Genomic DNA, 21,512 nt, shown 5'->3' with positions numbered 1-21,512 from the left:
ACTAATTACGCTCTTGGCATGGCAGCAGCAGCCACCCCAGGTCCAGGACCCGACCCCCACGGCGGGCAGCCGGTGGCCTCCGGCGCGGCAGCAGCCGCGGGGCCCAGCGAGACCGTCGCCCCGGCGACCCGGAGCCTGCAGGGGCTGCCCGCCGAGCTGACCGCGCGGCTGCCGCAGCTCCTCGAGGCGATGCGGTCCGTCGGCACCGGACTGGAGCTGCACACGACGCTGGACCGCATCTGCGAGACCGCCGCCGAGCTGGCGGACGCCCGCTACGCCGCTCTCGGGGTCGTCGCCGAGGACGGCAACGGGCTTTCGGACTTCGTCTACTACGGCGTCGACGAGAGCACGGCCTCGCTCATCGGCCGGCTGCCCGACGGGCAGCGAGGTCTGCTCGGGGCGCTCATCCACCAGCCGGAGCCGGTGCTGCTGGCGGATCTCACGGCCGATCCGCGCTCCTGCGGCTTCCCGCCCCACCATCCGCCGATGCGGTCCTTCCTCGGCGTTCCCGTCCGCGTCCAGGAGAAGATCTTCGGCAACCTCTACCTGGCCGAGAAGCGGGGCGGGCGCGAGTTCAGCGTCCACGACCGCGACATGGTCCGCGTGCTCGCCACCGAGGCGGGCATCGCCATCGGCAACGCCCGGCTTTACGACGCGGCCAAGCAGCGCGAGCGCTGGATCGACGGCTCGGTCGCCGTGACCACCGCACTGCTGTCGGGCGGCGATGCCGAGGACGCGCTGCAGATCGTCGCGGAACAGGCGCGCCGGCTCTCCGGTTCGGCGGCCGGGATCATGTCGCTGCCCGCGGACGACGGCGGACTCGAGATCGTCGCCGTGTCCTCGGAGCATGCATCGAGCCTCCTGGGGGCGGTCGTCCCGCCGGAGAGCCGAGCCGTCGCCGAACTCCTGGACGGTAAGGCGGTGTTCGTGGACGACGCGGCCACCGACCCGCGTCTGATCACCGATCTGTCCCGCGACTACGGGCCCATGATGATGCTGCCGCTGCAGAGCGGCGGCCGGATTCTGGGCGGTCTCGTCACGCCACGCGCGCGTGGCGCGCGGCCGTTCACCGAGACCGAGCGGACCCTGGCCACTCAGTTCGCCTCGCAGGCCGCCCTCGCGCTGATGATGGCGGAGGCGCAGCGCGACCGGGAGCGGCTCGCGGTGTACGAGGACCGCGACCGGATCGCCCGCGATCTGCACGACCTCGTCATCCAGCGCCTGTTCGCCACCGGGATGATGCTGGAGAGCGCCCAGCGCAGGTCCGTCGTGCCCGAGGTGCAGGACGGCGTCAGCAAGGCGGTCGACGAACTGGACGTCACGATCCAGGAGATCCGCACCGCGATCTTCGCGCTGCAGCAGGGCCCGGCCGAGGCGCCCTCGAGCCTGCGCACACGCGTGGTGCGCGAGATCAACATGGCGGCCGTGCCGCTCGGTTTCACGCCCTCGTACCGCTTCCTCGGCCCTGTCGACGCAGTGGTCGGGGAGATGACCGGCAAGAACCTCGTCGCGGCGCTGCGCGAGGCGCTCTCCAATGCGTTCCGGCACTCAGGGGCCTCTCGTATCGAGGTCGTCGTCGACGCCGGCGTGACCCTCCCGGACGGGCGGCAGGGCGTACGACTGACCGTCTCGGACGACGGCGTCGGCATCCCGGAGGGCGGCCGCCGCAGCGGTCTGAGGAACCTGAAGCGGCGGGCGGAGTCGCTGGGCGGGGACAGCTGGCACGGGCCGGGCATCGGCGAGGACGGGGGCGGCACGACGGTGGTGTGGCAGGCCGCCTGCTGAGCCGCAGCTCCTGGCGGGCCGAATGGGGCCGCAAAGGGCCTGATCGGCGGTACGGGTCTCGTCCGTACGGGTTATCGCTCCCCCCTCGTGCACGCGTTGCACCGGTATGTCCCGTTATATACGGACAACGATCCGACTCATGTTCATGCGCCTCTTTCACCGCCGCCCCCACCGTGTGCCGGTGCTGCTGTGTGCACTGCTCGCCCTCGCAGCCGGTGCCCTCGTAGCCGGGCCGGCTGCCGCTTCGCCCGACCCTGGTGGCCGGTTCGGCCCGGGCGACCCGGGCGTTCTGAGTGCCGGCGCCGAGGTGGCACAGCTGTACGAGGACGCATCGGCGGCCGCCCAGCAGTACGAGACGACCCGGCGCGCGGCGAAGGAGCAGGAGGCCAGGGCCCGGAGGCTCGAGGGGCTGCTCGCCAGGGAACGGCGGGAGATCGCCGCCCTACGCGGCGATCTCGGCCGGATCGCCCGCGCCCAGTACCGCAGTGGCGGGGGGCTGCCGCGGACCGCTCAGCTGCTGCTCGCGGACAGCCCGGAGGACCTGATCCGCGGCCAGCAGGCGGTATGGCAGGCCGATCTCGCCGTCGACAACGCGGTCTCGAAGAGCCGCAGGGCCGAGGCGCGGCTGTCGGCCGACGAGAGGAAGGCCGCCGCGGCCTGGCACTCCCTTGCGGAACGGAACGGAGAGCTGGCGCAGTTGAGGCGGGACATCGCGGCGAAGCTCGAACGGGCGCTGTGGAAGCTGCAGGGCGAGGCCGACCGGTCGGTGGCGACGGGCAAGTGCAGCAAGCCCGTCCGGCTGAAGCAGCCGAAAACGCGCACCACGCGCGCGTGGGTCGCGCCGGTGAAGTCGTACAGGCTCTCCGCCGGTTTCGACAGCGTCGGGCAGCACTGGGCGCACCGCCACACCGGGCAGGACTTCGCCGTGCCCATCGGCACTCCGGTGCGTGCGGCGGGCGCGGGCCGTGTGGTGAGCGTCTCGTGCGGCGGCGCCTTCGGCGTCGAGGTCGTGCTGGAGCACTCCGGCGGCTACTACACGCAGTACGCCCACCTCGCCGCCGTCACCGTCACCAAGGGGCAGCGGGTGCGGGCCGGGCAGTGGGTGGGGCAGTCGGGGACGACCGGGAACTCCACGGGGCCGCACCTCCACTTCGAGGTGCGGCTCACGCCGAAATGGGGTTCGGCGGTGGATCCGACGCGGTGGCTCAAGGAGCGCGGGGTGCGGCTCCGGCCGTGACGACCGTTGCCGTGCAGTTGCCGTCCAGCTGCTCGTAGCCTCTGCAGCTTCAGCCCGTGCAACCTGCCCCTGCTGCCGGACCCCTACAGCCCGGCCAGGATCTCCTCGATGACGATCGCCACGCCGTCCTCGTTGTTGGCGACCGTGTGGCCGGACGCGACGGCGAGCACGTCGGGATGGGCGTTCCCCATGGCGTACGAGGTGCCTGCCCAGGTGAGCATCTCCACGTCGTTCGGCATGTCCCCGAAGGCGACGACCTCCTGCGGTGTGATGCCGCGCTCGGCGCAGCACAGGGCCAGCGTGCTCGCCTTGGAGACTCCGGGTCCGCTGATCTCCAGCAGGGCGCTCGGGCTGGAGCGGGTGATCGCCGCCTTGTCGGCCGCGTGCGCACGGGCCAGCGTCAGGAACTCGTCCGGGACGAGCGTCGGGTGGTGCGCGAGCAGCTTCAGCACGGGCTGGTCCGCCACGTCGGAGTCCTCGGCCAGGAGCTTCTCGGCGGGTGCGACGCTCTCGCCGGGGTCGAGCTGCAGGGGCGGATACGTCGGTTCGTGGTGCAGCCCGCCGGTCCGCTCGACCGCGAACGAGGTGCCGGGCGCGGCGGCGCGCAGCGTGTGCACCACGTCGAGGGCGCTCGCCGGCTCGAGCGCCCGGATCTTGACGAAGCGGTGGCCGCCCGCGTCACCGTGCAGATCGACCACCGCCGCGCCGTTGCCGCAGATGGCGAGGCCGTGCCCATGGACGTGGTCGCTGACGACGTCCATCCAGCGTGCGGGGCGGCCGGTGACGAAGAAGACCTCGATCCCGGCGGCCTCGGCGGCGGCGAGAGCGGCGATGGTGCGCTCGGAGACGGACTTGTCGTCGCGCAGCAGGGTGCCGTCGAGGTCTGTGGCGATCAGCCGAGGCGGTACGGAGAAGGCCGGGGTCCGGGGCCGTGCGGAAGCTGAGGTCACGCCCCCCAGTGTCGCGCATATGCCAGCACGGCCGTGCGGTGGGGCGCACATCTGAGTACTTCTCGCCCGCTGAGCAGGCCGCCGGGCCCGTCAGTCGAGGTCTGTCAGCCGGGGCTCGTCAGTCGAGGCCCGTCAGTCCAGGCCCGTCAGTCCAGGCTCGTCAGCCGAGCTGCTGGACGGCCTCCGTGGCGATCCGCTCGAAGATCTTCTCGTCCGCTGCGAAGTCCGACTCGGGGATCGGCCAGTGGACCACGATCTCGTTGAAGCCGAGCGCCGCGTGGTTGCCCGCGAAGTCCACGAAGGCGTCGAAGGAGTCCAGCGGACGGTCCGGGGTGAACCCGGTGAGCAGGATCTTGTCGAGTTCCGCGACATCGCGGCCCAGCGTCTCGCAGGCCGCGCCCAGCTTCTCCACCTGGCCGCGGATGGCTTGCAGTGACTGCTCGGGGGTGCCCGTCTCGAACAGCTTCGGGTCTCCCGTCGTCACCCATGCCTGGCCGTGGAGTGCGGCCAGCTTCAGACCGCGGGGCCCGGTGGCGGCCACCGCGAAAGGCAGCCGGCGGCGCTGGACGCAGCCCGGGATGTTGCGCGCCTCGAAGGCGGAGTAGAAATCCCCCTTGTACGACACCCCCTCTGTACCGTCCTCGGTGAGCAGCGTGTCGAGCAGCTGGACGAACTCGGCGAAACGGTCCGCCCGCTCGCGCGGCGACCATGGGTCCTGGCCCAGCGCGGTGGCGTCGAAGCCCGTGCCGCCCGCGCCGATGCCCAGCGTGATCCGGCCGTTCGACACGTCGTCGAGCGAGATCAGGTCCTTGGCGAGCGTCACAGGGTGCCGGAAGTTGGGCGAGGTGACGAGCGTGCCCAGGCGCAGCCGCTCGGTGACGGCCGCGGCCGCGGTCAGCGTCGGCACCGCCCCGAACCACGGCCCGTCCCGGAAGGTGCGCCAGGAGAGGTGGTCGTAGGTGTACGCCGCGTGGAAGCCCAGCTCCTCGGCCTGCTGCCACGTCGCGCGGGCACCCTCGTGCCAGCGGCGGTACGGGAGGATCACTGTGCTCAGACGCAGACTCATGCCTCCGAGCCTAAGCGGCGGCGGAGCGTGAGCGCTGCCGGGACCGTGTGCGGGAGCGCTGTTCGGATCGCGTTCGTGAGCGCTGCCGGGACCGTGTGCGTGTGCGCTGACGGGAATGTGCCGGAGCCGCCAGGGCCTCCTTCGAGCAGGAGGCCGGTGCCGTCAGTGCTGGTCCGGAAACCGCAGGTACTCCGGGGGTACCTCCGCCGTGAGCCATACGCCGTTGGCGCTGACGCGGAACACGTGTCCCGCGCGGTGCATGGTCCCGGCGTCGACAGACAGCACGACGGGGCGGCCGCGCCGGGCACCGACCCGCGTCGCGGTCTCGCGGTCGGCGGAGAGGTGCACGTCGTGGCGGGCCATCGGCCGCAGTCCCTCGGCGCGGATCGCGGACAGATTACGGGCCACGGTGCCGTGGAAGAGATACGTGGGCGGGGTTGCCGGGGGCAGCCCCAGGTCGACGTCCACGGAGTGTCCCTGGCTGGCGCGGATCCGGCTGCCCTCGATCGCGAACCGTCGTTTGTCGTTGACGGCGACCACATGGTCGAGCTCCTCCCGCGTGAAGCGAAAGCCGTGCGCGGCGGCCGCGGCGATCAGCGTGTCGATCTCCACCCAGCCGCCCTCGTCCAGGGTGAGGCCGATCCTCTCCGGCTGATGACGCAGATGCTTCGCCAGGTACTTCGACACCTTCACGGTGCGTCTCTGGTCCATCCGGCCAGCGTGCCCGTCGGCCGGGCCGGCGCGCACTCGGTTTTGACTCACTCTTTCCGGGTCGGATGTTTGATCCACAAGCAACTGCGTTTTCCACAGGGAGAATTGACGGTTCTGTGGACAACTAGCGGGAGGAATCAGGAACGTTGATCAACTAACCTGACTGCTTCGCAAACTTGTCCACATACGTGCCTAATATTCCTATCGGTGCAGTCTGTTCGGCGGGAAGTTCGGCCGATGGTGATGGGCGTTCAAGTGAATCAGGCGAAGAGTCAGGGCCGTTGGTCAACTAGTCAGCGAACACGGATAGTTCGCTAGGCGCGCTGCCAGACGCTCCGAACTTTGACCTGCAGGTCCCCGAATGTGAACTATGCGCAGTATGCGTAGATATGCCCAACTCATTCCCCAACTCGCCCATGCAAGACCTGAGGGTGACCCCTACGGGCCCGTACTACCGAAGTCTGACCACGGACAACCCCCTGGTCTGACGACCGCCGTTGCCCTCGCCACTAGTTTCGAAACGTGACTGTGATCTCGACCGAAAGCCTGAGCAAGCGGTTCCCGAGGGTGACCGCGCTTGACCGGCTCTCCGTGGACATCGGGCCCGGTGTGACCGGACTCGTCGGAGCCAACGGGGCCGGCAAGTCCACACTGATCAAGATCCTGTTGGGTCTTTCCCCCGCCACCGAGGGCCGCGCCGACGTGCTCGGGCTCGACGTGGCGACCGAGGGCGCCGCCATCCGTGAGCGCGTTGGCTACATGCCCGAGCACGACTGCCTGCCGCCCGACGTCTCGGCCACCGAATTCGTCGTCCACATGGCGCGCATGTCCGGGCTGCCGCCCACAGCCGCCCGCGAACGCACGGCGGACACGCTGCGCCACGTCGGTCTGTACGAGGAGCGCTACCGCCCCATCGGCGGCTACTCGACCGGTATGAAGCAGCGCGTCAAGCTCGCCCAAGCGCTCGTGCACGACCCGCAGTTGGTTTTCCTGGACGAGCCGACCAACGGCCTCGACCCGGTCGGCCGTGACGACATGCTCGGCCTGATCCGGCGCGTCCACACCGACTTCGGCATCTCGGTCCTCGTCACCTCGCACCTGCTGGGCGAGTTGGAGCGCACCTGCGACCATGTCGTGGTCATCGACGGCGGCAAGCTGCTGCGCTCCAGCTCCACCACGGACTTCACGCAGACCACGACGACCCTCGCGGTCGAGGTCACCGACACCGACGAACACCCGGACGGCACACGCGCGTTGCGCGACGCGCTGCACGCGCGCGGGGTGACCACAGACGCGGGCGGCGGCCTGCCGGGCGCCGGGCACACGCTGCTGCTCACGGCGGAAGGCGAGGAGACGTACGACCTCGTGCGCGACCTCGTCGCCGACCTCGGCCTGGGACTTGTCCGCATGGAACAGCGCAGGCACCACATCGCGGAGGTGTTCCGGCCGGACCAGACGCAGCAGCGCGAGGGAACGGACCGTCGGCACCAGGGCACGGACAGTGAGCGGAAGGAGGCGGTCCACCATGGCGGTTGAGCAGCCCCTCGCGGGCGCCGGTGAGCAGACGCGGATCCACAACATCGGCTACCGCACCTACGACGGCCCCCGACTGGGCCGTGCGTACGCCCGCCGTTCCCTCTTCTCGCAGTCCCTGCGCGGCGCGTACGGACTCGGCCGCTCGGCCAAGTCCAAGGTGCTGCCGATGCTGCTCTTCGGGGTGATGTGTGCCCCGGCGGCGATCATGGTCGCGGTCACGGTCGCGACCAAGCTGAAAGACCTGCCGATGGACTACACCCGCTACGCGATCGTGATGCAGGCCGTCATCGGCCTCTACATCGCATCGCAGGGCCCGCAGTCCGTCTCGCGGGACCTGCGCTTCAAGACGGTCCCCCTGTACTTCTCACGGCCCATCGAGCGCGGCGACTACGTCCTCGCGAAGTACGGGGCGATGGCCTCCGCCATGTTCGTCCTCACGGCGGCGCCGCTGCTCGTGCTCTACATCGGGGCGCTGCTGGCCAAACTTGACTTCTCGGACCAGACGGAGGGCTTTCTGCAGGGGTTGGTCTCGGTGGCGCTGCTCTCGCTGCTCTTCGCCGGAATCGGTCTCGTCATCTCGGCGGTCACACCCCGCCGCGGCTTCGGCATCGCCGCCGTGATCGCCGTCCTGACGATCTCGTACGGCGCGGTCTCCACCCTCCAGGCCATCGCGCACATGCAGGGCAGCGACGGCGCGGTGGGCTGGCTCGGCCTCTTCTCGCCGATCACACTCATCGACGGCGTGCAGACGGCCTTCCTGGGCGCCACGTCCTCCTTCCCCGGAGGGGAAGGACCCTCGACCGGCGCGGGCGTCGTCTACCTGCTCGTCGTCCTGGGACTCATCGCCGGAAGCTACGGCATCCTGATGCGCCGCTACCGAAAGGTCGGACTGTGACCACGATCGACATCGACCACGTCTCGCGCTGGTTCGGCAACGTGGTGGCCGTCAACGACATCACCATGACCGTCGGCCCCGGCGTCACCGGACTCCTCGGCCCCAACGGCGCCGGCAAGTCCACCCTGATCAACATGATGGGCGGCTTCCTGTCCCCCTCCACCGGCTCCGTCACCCTCGACGGCCGCCCGATCTGGCGCAACGAGCAGATCTACCGGCACATCGGCATCGTCCCCGAGCGCGAAGCCATGTACGACTTCCTCACGGGCCGCGAATTCGTCGTCGCCAACGCCGAGTTGCACGGCCTGAACGAACGTGCCGCCCAACGGGCCCTCGCCACGGTCGAGATGGAGTACGCACAGGACCGCAAGATCTCCACGTACAGCAAGGGCATGCGGCAGCGCGTCAAAATGGCGTCCGCGCTGGTCCACGAGCCGTCCGTGCTGTTGCTCGACGAGCCCTTCAACGGCATGGACCCGCGCCAGCGCATGCAGCTGATGGACCTGCTGCGGCGCATGGGCGACGAGGGCCGCACCGTCCTCTTCTCGTCGCACATCCTCGAGGAGGTCGAGCAACTCGCCTCCCACATCGAGGTGATCGTCGCCGGACGGCACGCGGCGAGCGGCGACTTCCGCAAGATCCGCCGGCTGATGACCGACCGCCCGCACCGCTATCTCGTGCGCTCCAGCGACGACCGCGCCCTCGCTGCCGCGCTGATCGCCGATCCGTCGACGGCGGGCATCGAAGTGGACGTCACGGAAGGCGCGTTGCACATCCAGGCCGTCGACTTCGGCCGGTTCACCGCGCTGCTGCCGCGGGTGGCCAGGGACCACGGCATCCGGCTGTTCACGGTCTCGCCGTCCGACGAGTCCCTCGAGTCCGTCTTCTCGTATCTGGTCGCGGCGTAGGAGGCCGAAGATGTACGACCCCACAGTCGCCCGGCTCACCTACCGGGCCCTGCTCGGCCGCCGCCGGGCCCTCATCCTCTTCGCGCTGCCCGCCCTGCTGCTCGTGATCGCAGGTGCGGTACGCGCCCTCACCGGCGCCGACGACCAGATCGCATCGAACGTACTCGGCGGGTTCGCGCTCGCCACGATGGTGCCGATCATCGGCGTCATCGCCGGCACCGGGGCGATCGGACCGGAGATCGACGACGGCTCGGTGGTGTATCTGCTCGCCAAGCCGGTCAAGCGGCCCACGATCATCTTCACCAAGCTGATCGTCGCCGTCGCCGTGACGATGGTCTTCTCCGCGATCCCCACCTTCGTCGCCGGGCTGATCCTCAACGGCAACGGCCAGCAGATCGCCGTCGCCTACACCGTCGCGGCGCTGATCGCGTCCATCGCGTACGCCGCGGTCTTCCTGCTCCTCGGCACGGTCACCCGGCACGCGGTGGTCTTCGGACTCGTGTACGCCCTCGTCTGGGAGGCCCTGTTCGGGTCGCTGGTGCCCGGGGCGCGCACGCTCAGCATCCAGCAGTGGTCGCTCGCGGTGGCCCAGAAGGTCGCCGGCTCGGACCTTGTCACCTCGGACGTCGGGCTGCCGCTCGCGACGGTTTTGCTGGCGGGCGTCACGGTGGCCGCCACCTGGTACGCGGGGCAGAAGCTGCGGACGCTGACGCTGGCCGGAGAGGAGTGACGCGGCGGCACGCGTGCGTGCCGGTTCTGCGATCTTGACGGCGCTTTCACCCTCCCATCCGGACACTGGGTGGGAGGCGAGCGCTTCCGCCATGCAGGAAGGAGCCACGATGGCATCGGAACCGAGGCCCGAGCGGGGGGCCGATGAGGGTACGCCGGGTGGGGCTGAGGGTACGCCGGGTGGGGCCTGGGACGACGTCGTACTCGACGAGGGGTTCATACGATCCGCAGAGGCGTCCGAGCCCTCGGCACGCGCCCGTATGCTCGCCGCCCGGTGGCGCAAGCAGCCTCCGGAGCCGGAGCCCTGGCGTAGCGACGAGCCTCCGGCGGGGTGGTTCTGGAGCCGGGCGCGGCGGCGCAGGTGGCGCAGGGGGTAGGCGGTCGGTCGGGCTCGGACTTCTTCTCGGACTCGGTCTCGATCTCGGAAATAAATGGGTGGCGGCCGACTTCCCGTGTGGGCACAGTAGTTCTGTCCACGCGCCGCCATCGGCGCCATCTTCTGGGAGAGGAGCGCGACGGTGTCCATCAGTGGTCCGTCGAGCTCCCGGCAGGGCAGCCCGCGGCAGGCTCCGGAGTAGTCACTGCACTCCGTGGAGCCGCCGCGTGGGAGTTGCCCGGGGCGGCCGCTTCGAGCGCGCGAATCGCTTCGCGCGGGCCGCCCACCCAGGCGCTTCGCTGTGATTCGGCGGGTTCTGTTGTCCTGGTGGACGTTGTGCGTCGGGTGGGCGCACGTCGTGGGGCTGTGCCCACCCTCCCCCCCAGCTACCGCTGGGAGGTGCCTCCAGCCCTGCGGAACGCCTGCCCACAGCGGGAGCGGTAGCGGCAGGGCGCGGCTTAGCCGCCAGCTACGTCAGCAGGCGTTCCAGGACCACCGCGATGCCGTCTGTTTCGTTTGATGTTGTTTGTTCGTCTGCTACTGCCTTCAGTTCCTGGTGGGCGTTGGCCATGGCTACGCCGTAGGAGGCCCAGGCGAACATCGGGATGTCGTTGGGCATGTCGCCGAAGGCGATCGTCTCCGCGGGGTGGGCGCCGAGCCGGCGGGCGGCCAAGGAGAGGCCGGTCGCCTTCGTGAGGCCGAGGGGGAGCAGTTCGACGATGCCTTCGCCGGCCATCGTCACGCCCACCAGATCGCCCGCGGTCCGCAGAGCCACCGAGGCGAGCTCGTCGTCGGTGAGCCCCGGGTGCTGGATGTACAGCTTGTTCAGCGGTTGCGACCAGACGTCGGAGATGTCGGTGAAGGGGACGTACGGCAGCGGGCCGTCGTGCGTTTGGTAGCCGGGGCCCACCAGCACCTGGCCGTCGATGCCGTCGCGGCTCGCGGCCAGCGCCAGCGGGCCGACCTCCGCCTCGATCTTCGCCAGCGCCAGGCCGGCGACCCGGCGGTCCAGGGTCACGGAGGTGAGCAGACGGTGCTCGCCCGCGTGGTAGACCTGCGCGCCCTGGCCGCACACCGCGAGTCCCTCGTAGCCGAGGTCGTCGAGGATGTGCCGGGTCCAGGGCACCGCCCGGCCGGTGACGACGATGTGGGCGGCGCCCGCCGCGGTGACCGCGGTGAGCGCCTCACGCGTGCGTGCCGACACCGTCTCGTCGGAACGCAGCAACGTTCCGTCGAGATCGGTGGCGACCAGCTTGTAGGGAAAGGGGGCGGCGGAGGGAGCAGCGGAATCGCTCACTTGGCGACCGGCTCCAGAAGCTCACGTCCTCCGAGATACGGACGCAGCACCTCCGGCACCCGCACGGAGCCGTCGGCCTGCTGGTGGTTCTCCAGGATCGCCACGATCGTGCGCGGTACGGCGCACAGCGTGCCGTTGAGCGTCGCGAGCGGGCGGACCTGCTTGCCGTCGCGGACACGGATCTGCAGGCGGCGGGACTGGAACTCCGTGCAGTCCGAGGTCGACGTCAGCTCGCGGTACTTGCCCTGGGTCGGGATCCACGCCTCGCAGTCGAACTTGCGGGCGGCCGAGGAGCCCAGGTCGCCCGTGGCCACGTCGATCACGCGGAACGGCAGCTCCAGCGAGGTCAGCCACTGCTTCTCCCACTCGAGGAGACGCTGGTGCTCGGCCTCAGAGTCCTCCGGTGCGACGTACGAGAACATCTCGACCTTGTCGAACTGGTGGACACGGAAGATGCCGCGGGTGTCCTTGCCGTGCGAGCCGGCCTCGCGGCGGAAGCACGGCGAGAAGCCCGCGTACCGCAGGGGCAGCCGGTCGGCGTCGATGATCTCGTCCATGTGGTACGCGGCGAGCGGCACCTCGGACGTGCCGACCAGGTAGAGGTCGTCGTCGTCCAGGTGGTAGACGTCCTGCGCCGCCTGGCCGAGGAAGCCGGTGCCGGCCATCGACTGCGGGCGGACCAGCGCCGGAGTGAGCATCGGCGTGAAGCCGGCCGCAGTGGCCTGGGCGATCGCGGCGTTCACCAGGGCGAGCTCGAGCAGCGCGCCGACACCGGTGAGGAAGTAGAAGCGGGAGCCGGACACCTTGGCGCCGCGCTCCACGTCGATGGCGCCGAGCGTCGTGCCGAGCTCCAGGTGGTCCTTGGGCTCGAAGCCCTCGGCCGTGAAATCACGGATCGTGCCGTGCTTCTCCAGGACCTTGAAGTCCTCCTCGCCGCCTACGGGCACGTCGGGGTGCACGAGGTTGCCCAGCTTGAGCAGCAGCTCCTGGGTCTCCGCGGCGGCCTGATCCCGTTCTGCGTCGGCTGCCTTGACCGCGGCGGCGAGCTCGCCCGCCTTCTTCAGCAGCTCCTGCTTCTCGTCGCCGGAGGCCTTGGGGATGAGCTTGCCGAGCGACTTCTGCTCGGAGCGCAGCTCGTCGAAGCGGACGCCGGACGACCTGCGCCGCTCGTCGGCGGAGAGCAGGGCGTCGACGAGCTCGACGTCCTCTCCACGGGCGCGCTGGGAGGCGCGAACACGGTCGGGGTCCTCACGAAGCAGGCGAAGGTCAATCACACAGCAAGGCTACCGGTGCGCGCTTCCCGCTCACGAACCGATATCTGGGTATGTGTGTTTTGAGCGATATGCCGGAATGGGAATTCGTGCGGGCCCGGGTGGATGTGCGCCGGGGAAGCGACATCGCAGCGTACCGTCAATAAACGGGGCGCGATTCCCTGAATCGGGGCAGATGCGATGCGGTGTCTTGACTCGATCACCTTGTGTGGGGCGGCACTTGGGGCTCCGTTGTCCACAGGAATCCATGCGCGGAAAAGTTATCCACAGGCTGTGTGCAAGATCTGTGGATGCCGGAAGTGATCATTCCGAAAGCCGCAAGCGGGACGGCGCATTCCCGGTTCAAACCGCCCGTGGGTCCCCTTTCGGGTGGAAATGGTTCGCCCCAAAGGGTTGATCAAGTGAAACGGGTGGACGACGGGTGATGTGGGTGAGAGTGGAGAGACATGGGCGGCGGAGAGCGATTTGTCGACTGTGTCGTGCGTAGTGCACTTCGTTGTCGACTTGTCCCCAGGTCGAGAAGCCAACCTGTGGATAACTGCTGTGGATGAGGAAAATCTGCAGGTAGGACCGTAGGGGGTACCGGTGGATAACTCTGCTCAGAGCCGCCCGTGCCGGCGGACCAGTCAGAACCGCCCGTCCCGGCAGCGCGTCAGCCAGTCCGACGCCTCCGCGAAGTCGCCGTCGGACGTCCCGGGCCTGAGAGCCCGCACATCCTGGGGCGAGACATCGGCCTGGGGATACGACCCGAGGAACCGCACCTTCAGGCAGATCCGCTTGAGCCCCATGAGGGCCTCGCCGACCCGGGGGTCCGAGACGTGCCCCTCGGCGTCGATCGCGAAGCAGTAACTCCCGATGCCCTCGCCGGTCGGCCGGGACTGCAGCAGCACCAGGTTGACCCCGCGTACCGCGAACTCCTGGAGCAGTTCCAGCAGTGCACCCGGGTGGTCGTCGCGCTGCCAGATGACCACCGACGTCTTGTCCGCCCCGGTCGGGGCCGCGGGCCGGGCGGGGCGGCCGACCAGCACGAAGCGGGTCTGCGCGTTCGCCGCGTCGTGGATCTCGGTGACCAGAGGCTCCAAGCCGTAGGTCGCCGCCGCGAACTCGCCCGCGAAGGCCGCGTCGTAGCGGCCCTCCTGCACCAGTCGCGCGCCGTCGGCGTTCGATGCGGACGACTCCCACACGGCGTCCGGGAGGTTCGCCGCCAGCCAGTTGCGGACCTGCGTCTGCGCAGCCGGATGCGCGGTCACCGTCTTGATGTCGGCCAGCTGCGTGCCGGGCCGGACCAGCAGCGCGAAGGTGATCGGCAGCAGCACCTCGCGGTAGATCATCAGCGGCTCGCCCGCGATGAGCTCGTCGAGGGTCGTGGTGATGCCGCCCTCCACGGAGTTCTCGATCGGCACGAGCGCGGCCGCGGCCTCGCCGGCGCGCACGGCGTCGAGAGCCGCGGACACGGTCACCATGGGGACGAGCTCCCGCGTGGCGGCTTCCGGGAGCTTGCGGAGTGCGGCCTCGGTGAAGGTGCCTGCGGGGCCGAGGTACGTGTAGCGGGTGGCGGACATACCGTCACCCTAATGCCAGCCGCCACTGCGGCTTCCGCACGCGGCCTCCGACCCCGCTCGATCAGGCTTATCAGGCTGATCAGGCTTCCAGCAGCCGCTGTCCGACGTACTCGCCCTTGGCCGCGCCGCCCGGCACGGCGAAGAGGCCGCTCGACTCGTGCCGGATGAACGGAGACAGGGCGTCGCCGCGGTCGAGCTTGCGCTGCACCGGTACGAAGCCGCGCAGCGGGTCGGCCTGCCAGCAGATGAAGAGCAGGCCCGCGTCCGGCACTCCGTCCGCATCGAAACCGTCGTGGAAGGAGAACGGCCGGCGCAGCATCGCGGCCCCGCCGTTCTGGTCGGGCCGTGTGATGCGGGCGTGCGCATTGATCGGGATGACGAGGTTGCCGTCGGCGTCGGTCTGCTCGAGCTTCGGTTCGGTCGTCTCGGTGCCGCCGGTGAGGGGCGCGCCGTCGGACTTGCGCCGCCCTATGACGTTCTCCTGGTCCTTCTGGGACAGCTTCTCCCAGTCGTCGAGGAGCATCCGGATGCGGCGTACGACGGCGTAGGAGCCGCCCGCCATCCAGGACGGGTCGCCGGAGGTCGGCACGAAGATGCGCTGGTCGAAGTCGTCGTCCGTCGGCTTCGGGTTGTTCGTGCCGTCGATCTGGCCCATCAGATTGCGGGCCGTCATGGGTCGGGCGGTCGCGCCGGGCGAGCGGTTGAAGCCGTTCATCTGCCAGCGGACGCGTGCGACGCCACGGGCCTCCGTCTGGACGGCGCGCAGCGCGTGGAAGGCGACGAGCGCGTCGTTCGCCCCGATCTGCACCCACAGGTCGCCATTGCTGCGCGCCTGGTCGATGTGGTCCGAGGAGAAGTCCGGCAACGGATCGAGGGCCACCGGGCGCTGCTTCTCCAGGCCCGTGCGCGAGAAGAAGGTGGAGCCGAAGCCGAAGGTCACGGTCAGGGACGAGGGCCCGGCATCGCGCGCGACGTCGGTGTCATCGCTTGCGGCGGCCTCGCCCGCCATCAGCCGCTCCGCCGTCGCCGACCAGCGGCGCAGCAGCGCGGCCGCCTCCTTGCGGCCCGCACCGGCCACCAGGTCGAACGCGATGAGATGGCCGTGGCCCTGCATCGGCGTCGTGATGCCTGGCTGATGTTTCCCGTGAAACATCACCTCTTCGGAGCCGAGGGAGGTAAGCGGCGCGGCGGCCGTGCCGCCCGAGCCCTCACCGGAGCCCGAGGACGCCACGGCGTACCCCGCGGCACCGCCTGCGGCGCCCAACGCGATGCCGGTGGCGCCGGCCGTACCGAGGAGGCGTCGTCGGGAAATGGACTGGTCAGGCATGGTGGTCAGCCGATCTTCACGTTCTTGTTGACGGTCACCTGGTCGATGTCCGAGGTCCGCACGGTCACGGCGACCTTCCAGTCGCCGGCCATCGGGATCTGCACCCCGCGTGCGCTCCAGTGCCCGGTGAGGAGGTGGTCGGGGGTGACGGGCAGCGGCCCGATGTCCTTGGACGTGAGCGTGAAGGACACCTTGATCTCGGGGATGTCGAAGGGCTTGCCGTTCGGGCGCTTCACATAGACATGCATCTCGTTGCTGCCGGTCCGGCCCGGCGTCAGATCGAGCGACACGGTGCCCTTGCCGTCCTCGCCGCCCGTGTCGAACGGAATGTCCAGGGAGACGGGTCCGCTCAGCTCCGATGCCGCGCTGGTGGCACGCGCGGCCTCCTGCTCCGTACGGCCCGGCTCGGTGGACGTCAGTACCGTGGTGACCGCGAGCAGCACCACGGCGACGCCGGCTTCGGCGAGCACGGAACGGCGCAGGCCGAAGCGGTGCGGATCGGCGTCCCGGATGCGCTTCTTGCGCGCGGTGGCCATGGCGGCCTGCTGGCGGGCGAGTTGGGCGGCGCGTGCGGCGTCCCCGCCCGCCTTCCCCTCGGCGGACCCCGGTCCCTCGGGCGGCACGGTGACGCGCTCGCTCGTACTGTGTGCCGATGCGGCCTGCGCGGCGTGTGCCGATGCGGCCTTCGCGGCGGTTTCGGCGCCCAGCTCGTCCTCGGCGTCCACACCGGGTGTGTCCGTGAGTCGCGCGGTCCACCGGCGGGAGATCCAGGCGATGCCCACCAGTACGGCGACCAGCCCGACCTTCACGAGCAGCAGCTGCCCGTACGCCGTACCGGTGAGCGCCGACCAGGAGCCGACCTGGCGCCACGACTGGTAGATGCCGGTCGCCGCCAGCACGGTGACGCTGCCGAGCGCGATGCGCGAGAAGCGGCGTACGGCTGAGGCCTCGATCGAGGGCGCGCGGTACAGCGACACCAGCAGCGTCGTCAGACCGCCCAGCCAGGCCGCGACCGCTAGCAGATGCAGCACGTCGACGGGCATCGCGAGCCCTGCCTGGATACCGGTCGAGGCGTGCTCGGCCATGGCCCAGGTGGCGGCGAGGCCCGCCGCGACGACGGTGCCGCCGATGGCGAGGCCGAAGGCGAGGTCGCTCTTCCGGCTGTCGGCCTCGGCGTGCTGGTCGGTCCCGCCGTGCCGGTCGGTGTCGCCGTGCCGGTCGGTGTCGCCGTCACCGCCTGCGGCATCGTGGGTTGCCTCGTCCCCCTGGTCTCCCTGCTCCCCGTCTTCCGCATGCCTGACGTACGCCCCGAACAGCACCGCGATGAACAGAGCGGCCGCGGCGAGCAGCAGCAGGCGTGAGCTGAGTGCCGCTCCGGTCTTGGTCTGCAGCACCGTGCCGAGCTGCCCCAGGTCGAAGACGTCGGCGAGCTTCCCCGAGCCGGTGTACGCGCCCCGCATCAGCAGCATCGCGAGGGTGGCCGCGGTCAGCGCGACCCAGCCGGAGACCACGACCCGCTGCACCGCCCGCACTCCGGCGCCGCGCGGCCAGCAGGCCAGTACGAAGGCGGCCCCGCCGACCATGACGATGAACCCGGCGTACGACACATAGCGCGCAATGCCGTAGAGCCCGCCGACGATACCGCCGCCCGCCGTCTGGTCCCCCAGCGCGACCGAGGTCTTGGACGGCGCGCCCACCGAGAACGTGAAGGCGCCGGAGACCGGGTGGCTGTCGGCCGACACCACCTGGTAGGCGACGGTGAACGTGCCGTTGGGCAGCCCCGAGTGCAGCTTCACGCTGTAGACGTCGCTGCCGAGGTTCTCGGGGCTGCCGGTGTCGACGCGCTTGCCGGCCGGGTCGAGCACCCGGATCGAGCCGTCCGACATCGCCACGTCCTCCGAGAACGTGAGCGACACCTGCTTCGGCGCCGTGGCGACCACTGCCCCCTGCTTGGGGTCGCTCCCGAGCAGCGCGGCATGCGCCGATGCGGGCGCGGCACCGGCGAGGAGCGCGCCCGTCACGGCGATCAGCAGCGCCAGAAGATGCCCGAAGCGAGGAGCGATGGACCTCATGGACTCTCCGTCCTCTGACTGCGTCTCAGTGATGGCTTGACGGGTTGTACGTGGCGGCCTTCACCGGCACCTCAACGGTGATCGTGCCGGACTCGGCGAAGTGCAACTCGACGGAGACCTTCTCGCCCAGCTTCGGCCTGTGCGTGAGCTTGTCGAACATCACGTGGTTTCCGCCGCGTGCGAAGTCGAGCCTGCCGCCCGCGGGTACGTCGAAGGACTTCTGCTCCTTCATCGCCCCGCCGTCGGTGGTGTGGAGGGTGACGTCGGCGGCTATGTCGCTGGTGACGGAGGTGAGCTCGTCCGCGCCGCCCGAGTTGGTGACGGTGAAGTATCCCGCGGCCATGTCGGCCGTCGGCGGCACCGGCATATAGGCCCCGCTCACCTTCAGGTCGGGCTTCTTCGAGGCCGCGTCCGTCTGCGCCGAGCCGTCGGCGGAGCCGCAGCCGGTGAGCACGAGCCCGGCGGCGACGAGCAGCGCGCCGCCGGTCATGAGTCCCTTGGCGCCGCCGGTCGCGAGTCCCCTCGCGTCGCGGGCGCCGGTCCGCGTGCGGACCCCGCGCCTCACGGCGTCTCCCCCTTGATCAGCTTCGGCAGGTCCTTCGTGTAGTCGTCGACCGTGGCGTCCTCGCCGTACAGGACATAGCCCGCGTCGGTCTTCGGGGAGAAGGCGACGACCTGGGTGCCGTGCATCGAGACGACCTTGCCGTTCTTGTCCTTGGTCGGCGGCTCGATGGAGATGCCGAGCTGCCGGGCGCCGGCCTGGATGGTGGAGAAGTCCCCGGTCAGGCCGATGAAGTCGGGGTCCTGCGCCTTCAGCCAGCTGGCGAGCGCGGACGGGGTGTCCCGCTCCGGGTCGGTGGTGACGAAGACGACGCGCAGCTTGTCCTGCTCGGCCTTGGGCAGCTGCTTCTTGGCGACCGCGATGTTGCTCATGGTCAGCGGGCAGACGTCGGGGCAGTGGGTGTAGCCGAAGTAGATCAGCGTCGGCCTGCCCTTGGTCTGCTCGACCAGGTCGTACTTCTTGCCGTGGGTGTCGGTGAGAACCAGGTCCGGCTTGGTGAACGGCTTGTCCAGCACGGTCGCGGCCTTGTCCGAGCTGCCCGACTCCACGGACACCTCGGCGACGGGCTTCTTGCCGTCGTCACCGCTGCCGCACGCGGAGAGGGTCAGCGTTGCGGCGGCCACCAGCGCGGCGGCGAGGAGGGTGTTCTTGCGCATACGAAAATGTCCCAGATGTGAGGTGTCCGGTCGGCGCCGGGGTCGTCCGCAGCCATGAGCCATCGGCGCGACCCCGGGCCCACCGGGTGGTTGCTCAGCTGCCCAGCCGCTCGGCGCCCGGCAGGCGCATGTCCGGCATGGGCAGCTGCCGGTCGAGATCAGCTGCTGGGGCGCCTGCGCCGGGCCAGCACGCCGAACGCCACGCCCGCTACGCCCACGGCGATGCCGACGATGCCGAGGACGCGTGCGGTGGTGTCGCTGGAGTCCGCCGAGGCAGCCGCCGTCTCGGCCGTTCCCGAGTCCGGCGTGGACTCGTCCGAGGAGGCCGTGTCGCCCGAACCGCCGCCGTGGTGGCCGTCGGTCGCCGCCGACAGCTCCAGCACCGGCGCCGGGTTCTCCGGCTCCTCCTGGCCCTCCTGCTGCACCTCGATCCAGCGCACGACCTCCTTGTTGGAGTACGTCTGGATCGCCTTGAAGACGAGCTCGTCGGTGTCCTCCGGCAGCTGGCCGACGGAGAGCGGGAACTTCTGGAAGTAGCCGGGCTGGATGCCCTTGCCGTCGGCGGTCCAGGTGACCTTGGAGACGGCCTCGGTGATCTTCTCGCCGTGCATCTCGAGCGGCTTGTCGAGCTTGGACCTGGTGACCTCGACCTTCCAGCCGTCGACGGGCTGGGGCATCACGGAGGCGAGCGGATGGTCGGTCGGGAAGCTCACCTCGAGCTTCGTCGTCGAGGCGTTGTCGCGCTCGTTCGGCACCTTGAAGTCGATGACGGCGTACCCGCCCTTGGCCGCCTCGCCCTCCGGCTGCACGGTGACGTGCGCGAAGGCAGGGGCGGAGAACAGCAGGACGGCGGCGCCGGCCGCGGCGACCACGACGGGCAGACGGGAAACCTTCAGAGGGTTCATGCGGGAGAACACTCCACTTCAGCAGTGTTGTCGTCGGAAGGTGGCGCGCCCCATGGGCACGCGCGCGTGCCGCACGGCACCTCCTCCGTCGAGTGGAGTGGTGCGCGTGTCAGGCAGCGAGAAGGAACGCGGCCGCGGATGGCGGCCCGCGCCTGATCACCGTGTGCTGAAGTGCGGAGACACGCGGCTTCGCGGGCCGGAGCAACGCGGTGCGCGGCGTACGCGGACCCAGCTCCGGCGCCGTGGGAAGCCCGGTGAGCAGGGCGCGTACGAGCGCGAGGGCACGGCGCAGCGACCGTACGCGCGCCGCTTCGGCGACTCCGTGCGCGGAAAGCCGCAGAAGGCGCCCCAGTGCGATGTCGCCGCGGCGCAGCAGCCAGCCGGCGACGACGGCCGCGAGCACGTGCGCGAGAAGCATGGGCAGGGACGGCAGCAGCGAGGCCGCGGAGCCGGTGGCGGTGGACGCCGCCGCGGTGTGGTCGTGCAGGGACCCGCCCGGTTCGAGGCCCGCGCCCGAGAGGATCCGCTGGGCCTGGGCCGGGCTGATCGCCGCGGCTCCGGCTCCGCACACCAGCCGTGCGGCCCGCTCCACCAGTGCGGCATCCGTGAGCGCCGACGACGAACCGGCGCCCCCCGCAGACGAAGTCCCGCCGACGACGCCCATGGCCATCTGCGTACCGCCCTGGGCGAAGCCGAACAGCGTGTGCAGCGCGGCCTGACCCACGGCCAGCACCGCGGCGATACCGGGCAGGGCACGCTCACGCCCGGCGAACGGCACCGCGACGGCGAAGACGGCGAAGGACGACACCCCGAGCGCCCACAGCGGGAGCGCCTCGCAGGAGGCGAGCACATGGCCTGCCGCGGACAGCGCGACGCAGACCGCGGTGAACACCGCGGCCCTGAGGATCCGGAGATCGACTCCGTCGTGCGCCGTGCGCTGGCGGGGGGCAGTCATGGCCGAGCCATCATCGCACTGGCCCTGACCGCTCCGTACGGCAGGTCCGCAAGGTCACGCCACGCCTGGAGAATCCCGATGTATACGCAAGATTCCTTTCGGTCCAGATCTCCAGCCGGCCTGCCCATACACCGACTCGCCCAGCCGCCGCATCCGCCGTCCGAGCGGCATCGCGTCAACCCTGTGCTTACTTCGTGCGCTTGTGGCAATACGTATCCGTATGTCGAGCCGCAGCCAGGAGGCTGGAGAGCATGAGCATGTGGTGGTCCCTCCATTTGCGGCGTGAAGCTGCGAGCGTGCCGCTCGCCCGGCGCCTGCTGATCGGGACGATGGAGACCGCGGGCGTGGACCCCGATATCTCGTACGACCTGTCCGTCGCTCTGAGCGAGGCCTGCGCCAACGCCGTGGAGCACGGAGGGGAAGCGGCCCCCGGCGGATCCGCGGGCGCGTACCGGGTGACGGCCTACCTCGACGGCGAGAAGTGCCGCATCGAAGTCGCCGACTCCGGCCCCGGATTCCCGGCCGGACGCCCCCGCCCGGCGGCACGTCCCGCCGCCGCCGACGCCGAACACGGCCGGGGCCTGTGCCTCATTCGGGAGCTCGCCGATCATGTGCAGTTCGGCAACAAGCCGGGCAGAGGCGGCGCGGTGGTCAGCTTCGACAAGACCCTCAAGTGGCGGGAGGACGCGCCGCTGGTGACGGTGTAGCGGTC

The 21,512-nt window shown here is 70.2% G+C and carries 20 protein-coding genes; 8 read left to right on the top strand and 12 right to left on the bottom strand.

Going from position 1 to position 21,512, the window contains the following annotated elements:
* Positions 1-18: 18 nt before the first annotated feature.
* Positions 19-1,785 carry a sensor histidine kinase gene (locus STSP_RS08315; protein ID WP_078066985.1) on the top strand — a complete coding sequence of 589 codons (1,767 nt, stop codon included), beginning with the start codon at positions 19-21 and terminating at the stop codon, positions 1,783-1,785.
* Positions 1,786-1,930: 145 nt separating this feature from the next.
* Positions 1,931-3,022 (top strand): M23 family metallopeptidase, encoded by a 1,092-nt coding sequence (locus STSP_RS08310; RefSeq protein WP_067274149.1) that lies wholly within the window; start codon positions 1,931-1,933, stop codon positions 3,020-3,022.
* An 83-nt stretch (positions 3,023-3,105) separates the two neighbouring features.
* Here the strand turns inward: STSP_RS08310 and STSP_RS08305 are convergent, their stop codons facing one another.
* The 3 genes from STSP_RS08305 to STSP_RS08295 all read right to left on the bottom strand — a co-directional run bounded on the left by STSP_RS08305 (position 3,106) and on the right by STSP_RS08295 (position 5,749).
* A complete protein-coding gene (locus tag STSP_RS08305; protein ID WP_067274087.1) occupies positions 3,106-3,972 on the bottom strand; it encodes an HAD-IIB family hydrolase in 867 nt (288 codons plus the stop codon).
* A gap of 160 nt (positions 3,973-4,132) precedes the next feature.
* Positions 4,133-5,038 (bottom strand): LLM class flavin-dependent oxidoreductase, encoded by a 906-nt coding sequence (locus STSP_RS08300; RefSeq protein ID WP_078066984.1) that lies wholly within the window; start codon positions 5,036-5,038, stop codon positions 4,133-4,135.
* 162 nt (positions 5,039-5,200) lie between these two features.
* Positions 5,201-5,749 (bottom strand): RNA 2'-phosphotransferase, encoded by a 549-nt coding sequence (locus tag STSP_RS08295; RefSeq protein ID WP_067274147.1) that lies wholly within the window; start codon positions 5,747-5,749, stop codon positions 5,201-5,203.
* Positions 5,750-6,277: 528 nt separating this feature from the next.
* Here STSP_RS08295 and STSP_RS08290 point away from each other — a divergent pair.
* The 5 genes from STSP_RS08290 (at position 6,278) to STSP_RS40040 (ending at position 10,194) form a co-directional block, all read left to right on the top strand.
* A complete protein-coding gene (locus STSP_RS08290; RefSeq protein WP_067274082.1) occupies positions 6,278-7,285 on the top strand; it encodes an ABC transporter ATP-binding protein in 1,008 nt (335 codons plus the stop codon).
* Positions 7,275-8,180, top strand: coding sequence for an ABC transporter permease (locus tag STSP_RS08285; protein WP_067274079.1), 906 nt, complete (start codon positions 7,275-7,277; stop codon positions 8,178-8,180). The genes STSP_RS08290 and STSP_RS08285 overlap by 11 nt, the downstream gene beginning before the upstream one ends.
* Complete coding sequence (locus STSP_RS08280; RefSeq protein WP_067274077.1) at positions 8,177-9,088, top strand: ABC transporter ATP-binding protein; 912 nt, start codon at positions 8,177-8,179, stop codon at positions 9,086-9,088. Before STSP_RS08285 ends, STSP_RS08280 begins: the two co-directional genes overlap by 4 nt.
* Positions 9,089-9,098: 10 nt before the next feature.
* Positions 9,099-9,818 carry an ABC transporter permease gene (locus STSP_RS08275; RefSeq protein WP_067274075.1) on the top strand — a complete coding sequence of 240 codons (720 nt, stop codon included), beginning with the start codon at positions 9,099-9,101 and terminating at the stop codon, positions 9,816-9,818.
* Positions 9,819-9,927: 109 nt separating this feature from the next.
* Positions 9,928-10,194 (top strand): SGM_3592 family protein, encoded by a 267-nt coding sequence (locus tag STSP_RS40040; RefSeq protein ID WP_078066983.1) that lies wholly within the window; start codon positions 9,928-9,930, stop codon positions 10,192-10,194.
* A gap of 468 nt (positions 10,195-10,662) precedes the next feature.
* On the opposite strand, the gene STSP_RS08270 is transcribed toward STSP_RS40040, so the two are convergent.
* The 9 genes from STSP_RS08270 to STSP_RS08230 form a co-directional block, all read right to left on the bottom strand.
* The gene (locus STSP_RS08270) at positions 10,663-11,490 is read right to left on the bottom strand and encodes an HAD family hydrolase (protein WP_067274072.1); all 828 of its coding nucleotides are present in this window, start codon (positions 11,488-11,490) and stop codon (positions 10,663-10,665) included.
* Positions 11,487-12,764 carry a serine--tRNA ligase gene (gene serS / locus STSP_RS08265; RefSeq protein WP_067274070.1) on the bottom strand — a complete coding sequence of 426 codons (1,278 nt, stop codon included), beginning with the start codon at positions 12,762-12,764 and terminating at the stop codon, positions 11,487-11,489. The genes STSP_RS08270 and serS overlap by 4 nt, the downstream gene beginning before the upstream one ends.
* 623 nt (positions 12,765-13,387) lie before the next feature.
* On the bottom strand, positions 13,388-14,323 hold the full coding sequence (gene pheA, locus STSP_RS08260) for a prephenate dehydratase (protein ID WP_067274068.1): 936 nt from the start codon (positions 14,321-14,323) through the stop codon (positions 13,388-13,390).
* A 79-nt stretch (positions 14,324-14,402) separates the two neighbouring features.
* Positions 14,403-15,650 carry an iron uptake transporter deferrochelatase/peroxidase subunit gene (gene efeB / locus STSP_RS08255; RefSeq protein ID WP_067274066.1) on the bottom strand — a complete coding sequence of 416 codons (1,248 nt, stop codon included), beginning with the start codon at positions 15,648-15,650 and terminating at the stop codon, positions 14,403-14,405.
* A 5-nt stretch (positions 15,651-15,655) separates the two neighbouring features.
* Positions 15,656-17,722, bottom strand: a complete 2,067-nt coding sequence (locus STSP_RS08250; RefSeq protein ID WP_067274063.1) for a copper resistance CopC/CopD family protein — start codon at positions 17,720-17,722, stop codon at positions 15,656-15,658.
* A gap of 25 nt (positions 17,723-17,747) precedes the next feature.
* On the bottom strand, positions 17,748-18,212 hold the full coding sequence (locus STSP_RS08245) for a copper chaperone PCu(A)C (RefSeq protein ID WP_067274144.1): 465 nt from the start codon (positions 18,210-18,212) through the stop codon (positions 17,748-17,750).
* A gap of 71 nt (positions 18,213-18,283) precedes the next feature.
* Positions 18,284-18,940: an SCO family protein gene (locus tag STSP_RS08240; protein WP_067274060.1), complete on the bottom strand. Its 657-nt coding sequence runs from the start codon at positions 18,938-18,940 to the stop codon at positions 18,284-18,286.
* Positions 18,941-19,098: 158 nt separating this feature from the next.
* The gene (locus STSP_RS08235; protein WP_408646244.1) at positions 19,099-19,845 is read right to left on the bottom strand and encodes a YcnI family copper-binding membrane protein; all 747 of its coding nucleotides are present in this window, start codon (positions 19,843-19,845) and stop codon (positions 19,099-19,101) included.
* Positions 19,846-19,954: 109 nt separating this feature from the next.
* Complete coding sequence (locus STSP_RS08230; RefSeq protein ID WP_067274058.1) at positions 19,955-20,800, bottom strand: hypothetical protein; 846 nt, start codon at positions 20,798-20,800, stop codon at positions 19,955-19,957.
* Positions 20,801-21,051: 251 nt separating this feature from the next.
* Here STSP_RS08230 and STSP_RS08225 point away from each other — a divergent pair, with 251 nt between their 5' ends.
* Positions 21,052-21,507: an ATP-binding protein gene (locus STSP_RS08225; protein WP_067274056.1), complete on the top strand. Its 456-nt coding sequence runs from the start codon at positions 21,052-21,054 to the stop codon at positions 21,505-21,507.
* Positions 21,508-21,512: the final 5 nt, after the last annotated feature.

Source organism: Streptomyces jeddahensis (genome assembly GCF_001642995.1).
GTDB lineage: Bacteria > Actinomycetota > Actinomycetes > Streptomycetales > Streptomycetaceae > Streptomyces > Streptomyces jeddahensis.
The sequence above is the reverse complement of the archived record's forward strand: the minus strand, read 5'-3'. Positions and strand labels throughout refer to the sequence as shown.

Bases quoted from the DNA above. Each gene is read 5' to 3' on its own strand.
- STSP_RS08315 (WP_078066985.1), top strand. From the start codon at position 19: ATGGCAGCAGCAGCCACCCCAGGTCCAGGACCCGACCCCCACGGCGGG.
- STSP_RS08310 (WP_067274149.1), top strand. From the start codon at position 1,931: ATGCGCCTCTTTCACCGCCGCCCCCACCGTGTGCCGGTGCTGCTGTGT.
- STSP_RS08300 (WP_078066984.1), bottom strand. From the start codon at position 5,038: ATGAGTCTGCGTCTGAGCACAGTGATCCTCCCGTACCGCCGCTGGCAC.
- STSP_RS08295 (WP_067274147.1), bottom strand. From the start codon at position 5,749: ATGGACCAGAGACGCACCGTGAAGGTGTCGAAGTACCTGGCGAAGCAT.
- STSP_RS08285 (WP_067274079.1), top strand. From the start codon at position 7,275: ATGGCGGTTGAGCAGCCCCTCGCGGGCGCCGGTGAGCAGACGCGGATC.
- STSP_RS08275 (WP_067274075.1), top strand. From the start codon at position 9,099: ATGTACGACCCCACAGTCGCCCGGCTCACCTACCGGGCCCTGCTCGGC.
- STSP_RS40040 (WP_078066983.1), top strand. From the start codon at position 9,928: ATGGCATCGGAACCGAGGCCCGAGCGGGGGGCCGATGAGGGTACGCCG.
- pheA (WP_067274068.1), bottom strand. From the start codon at position 14,323: ATGTCCGCCACCCGCTACACGTACCTCGGCCCCGCAGGCACCTTCACC.
- efeB (WP_067274066.1), bottom strand. From the start codon at position 15,650: ATGCCTGACCAGTCCATTTCCCGACGACGCCTCCTCGGTACGGCCGGC.
- STSP_RS08250 (WP_067274063.1), bottom strand. From the start codon at position 17,722: ATGAGGTCCATCGCTCCTCGCTTCGGGCATCTTCTGGCGCTGCTGATC.
- STSP_RS08245 (WP_067274144.1), bottom strand. From the start codon at position 18,212: ATGACCGGCGGCGCGCTGCTCGTCGCCGCCGGGCTCGTGCTCACCGGC.
- STSP_RS08240 (WP_067274060.1), bottom strand. From the start codon at position 18,940: ATGCGCAAGAACACCCTCCTCGCCGCCGCGCTGGTGGCCGCCGCAACG.
- STSP_RS08235 (WP_408646244.1), bottom strand. From the start codon at position 19,845: ATGAACCCTCTGAAGGTTTCCCGTCTGCCCGTCGTGGTCGCCGCGGCC.
- STSP_RS08230 (WP_067274058.1), bottom strand. From the start codon at position 20,800: ATGACTGCCCCCCGCCAGCGCACGGCGCACGACGGAGTCGATCTCCGG.
- STSP_RS08225 (WP_067274056.1), top strand. From the start codon at position 21,052: ATGAGCATGTGGTGGTCCCTCCATTTGCGGCGTGAAGCTGCGAGCGTG.